Genomic DNA, 3175 nt, shown 5'->3' with positions numbered 1-3175 from the left:
TGGTATCGTTCTTCTCGGCTGAGGTGCTTGTACATTGGGCAATTTCGATTTGGCGGTTAAAGCGGCCATGATGCTCTCGCATCCTCAGCCACCTATAACCAGTTCATCTTTGTTGCACTTCGTCCTTGAATCCGCCTTTGCAAAGTCCTAGGTAATATGGTAAAAACTAAGAAGGAGATCTGGAGATGTCTAGGCGAGCTCACAGGACAGGTGGGGTTAACAGGTAGTTGTTAATCTGGGGTGTTTGGTTATGATTGACGTTTACGTAAACGTAACATCTAACCATCCGTTTTCGGAGACAAACATGACCGACCTGTCCGCAGAAGCCCAAGCCCTCGCCAACTACAAGCCCACACAAAAAGTGCGCTTTGTGACTGCCGCCTCTTTGTTTGACGGACACGACGCCGCCATCAACATCATGCGTCGCATCTTGCAAGGCATGGGCGCCGAGGTGATTCACTTGGGCCACAACCGCTCGGTGGACGAAGTGGTCACCGCTGCGCTGCAAGAAGACGTGCAAGGCATTGCCATCAGCTCTTACCAAGGCGGCCATGTGGAGTACTTCAAGTACATGGTCGATTTGCTGCGCCAACGCGGTGGCGAGCACATTCAGGTGTTTGGCGGCGGCGGCGGCGTGATCGTGCCGCCAGAAATTCGCGAGCTGCAAGCTTACGGCGTGACCCGCATTTACAGCCCAGAAGATGGCCAACGCATGGGCCTGCAAGGCATGATTGGCGAGATGATCATGCGCTGCGACAACGACTTGTCGAGCTACGCCCCTTCTGTCGTGAAAGAGATTCAAGGCCATGGCGAAATGGCGTGGCGCAAATTGGCGCAGTTGATCACCGCGCTCGAAAACGAGAAGGCCGACCACAACATGGTCGAAGCTGTGCGCAAAGAGTCTTTGAACCACAAGGTGCCGGTGCTCGGCATCACCGGCACGGGCGGTGCGGGCAAATCGTCGTTGACTGACGAACTGGTGCGCCGCATCCGTTTGGACCAAGGCGATGCGCTGCGCATTGCTGTGATCTCCATCGACCCTTCACGCCGCAAGAGCGGTGGCGCATTGTTGGGCGACCGCATTCGCATGAATGCCATTTCGCCTTGGGCGAAATCTTCTAATTCTGGCCATGGAGATAGTGGCCAACGCGTGTTCATGCGCTCACTGGCTACACGCGACTTTGGCAGCGAAATCAGCGCCGCCCTGCCCGATGTGTTGGCCGCCACCAAGTGCGCTGGCTTTGACTTGATCATTGTGGAAACCTCGGGCATTGGCCAAGGCGACGCCGCCATCGTGCCGCACGTGGATGTGCCGATGTATGTGATGACGCCCGAGTTTGGCGCCGCCAGCCAGCTGGAAAAAATCGACATGCTCGACTTTGCCGAGTTTGTGGCCATCAACAAGTTTGACCGCAAAGGCGCCAGCGACGCACTGCGCGATGTGGCCAAACAGGTGCAGCGCAACAAAGAAGCGTGGCACACCCCCACCGAGCAAATGCCCGTGTTTGGCACCATGGCCGCGCGCTTCAACGACGACGGTGTGACCGCGCTGTACCAAGCCCTCAAAGGCCGTTTGACCGAACTGGGCCTGACCTTCAAAGAAGGCCGTTTGCCGCTGGTAGACGTGCGTCACAGCAGCAACCAAACCCCCGTGGTGCCTGCCGCACGCACCCGCTACTTGGCCGAAATCACCGACACCGTGCGCGGCTACAAAAAACGCGCACGCACACAGGCCAAATTGGCCCGCGAAATTCAACAGCTGCGCGAAGCTGCGCGCATGCTGACTGAGGACAAACCAGGCCGCGCCAAGGCATCCGAAGCGGCCATCGATTTGGCGTTTGCGCGTGAAGAGAACTTAGGCGCAGCCGAACGCAAGCTCTTGGCCCAATGGCCCGACATGCAAGCTGCCTACGCGGGCGACGAGTACGTGGTGAAGATTCGCGACAAAGAAATTCGCACGGTGCTCACCACCAAGTCCCTCAGCGGCACGGTGATTCGCAAAGTGGCGTTGCCCACTTACGAAGACCACGGCGAAATTTTGAAGTGGCTCATGCTCGACAACGTGCCCGGCAGCTACCCCTACACCGCTGGCACCTTCGCGTTTAAGCGCGAGGGTGAAGACCCAACGCGTATGTTTGCGGGCGAAGGCGACCCCTTCCGCACCAACCGCCGCTTCAAACTGGTGAGCGAGGGCATGGATGCCAAGCGCTTGTCCACCGCGTTTGACTCGGTCACGCTCTACGGCAACGACCCAGACCCACGCCCCGACATTTACGGCAAAGTGGGCAACTCGGGCGTGAACGTGGCCACACTGGACGACATGAAGGTGTTGTACGACGGGTTCGATTTGTGCAACCCCACCACCAGCGTGTCGATGACCATCAACGGTCCTGCACCGTCCATCTTGGCGATGTTCATGAACACCGCGATTGACCAGAACATCGAGAAGTTCAAGAAGGACAACGGCCGCGACCCGACCGAAACCGAGACCGCCAAGATCAAAGAGTGGGTCATGCAAAACGTGCGCGGCACGGTGCAAGCCGACATCTTGAAAGAAGACCAAGGGCAAAACACGTGTTTGTTCAGCACCGAGTTTTCATTGAAGGTGATGGGCGACATCGCGCAGTACTTTGTGCACAACCAAGTGCGCAACTTTTACAGCGTGTCGATCAGCGGTTATCACATTGCCGAAGCGGGTGCGAACCCGATTTCGCAATTGGCGTTCACGCTGTCCAACGGCTTCACGTTTGTCGAAGCCTATTTGGCACGCGGCATGCACATTGACGACTTCGCGCCTAACCTGAGCTTCTTCTTCAGCAACGGCATGGACCCCGAGTACACCGTGATGGGCCGCGTGGCACGTCGCATTTGGGCCGTGGCCATGAAAGAAAAATACGGGGCGAACGAGCGCAGCCAAAAGCTGAAATATCACATCCAAACTTCTGGCCGTTCATTGCACGCGCAAGAGATTCAGTTCAACGACATCCGCACCACGCTGCAAGCGCTGATTGCGATTTACGACAACTGCAACAGTTTGCACACCAACGCGTTTGACGAAGCCATCACCACGCCCACCGAAGACTCGGTGCGTCGCGCCATGGCGATTCAGCTCATCATCAACCGCGAGTGGGGCTTGGCCAAAAACGAAAACCCCAACCAAGGCGCGTTCATCATC

At 57.2% G+C, this 3175-nt stretch carries 1 protein-coding gene; it reads left to right on the top strand.

Going from position 1 to position 3175, the window contains the following annotated elements; all coding sequences use genetic code 11:
- Positions 1-304: 304 nt before the first annotated feature.
- Positions 305-3175 (top strand): fused isobutyryl-CoA mutase/GTPase IcmF (gene icmF / locus RMS95_RS02810; protein ID WP_310643398.1); only part of this gene is annotated, 2871 nt, incomplete at its 3' end.

The organism is Limnohabitans sp., from assembly GCF_031539175.1.
Lineage (GTDB): Bacteria > Pseudomonadota > Gammaproteobacteria > Burkholderiales > Burkholderiaceae_C > Limnohabitans.
Note: the sequence above shows the minus strand (reverse complement) of the source record. Positions and strands in the feature narration are given on the sequence as shown.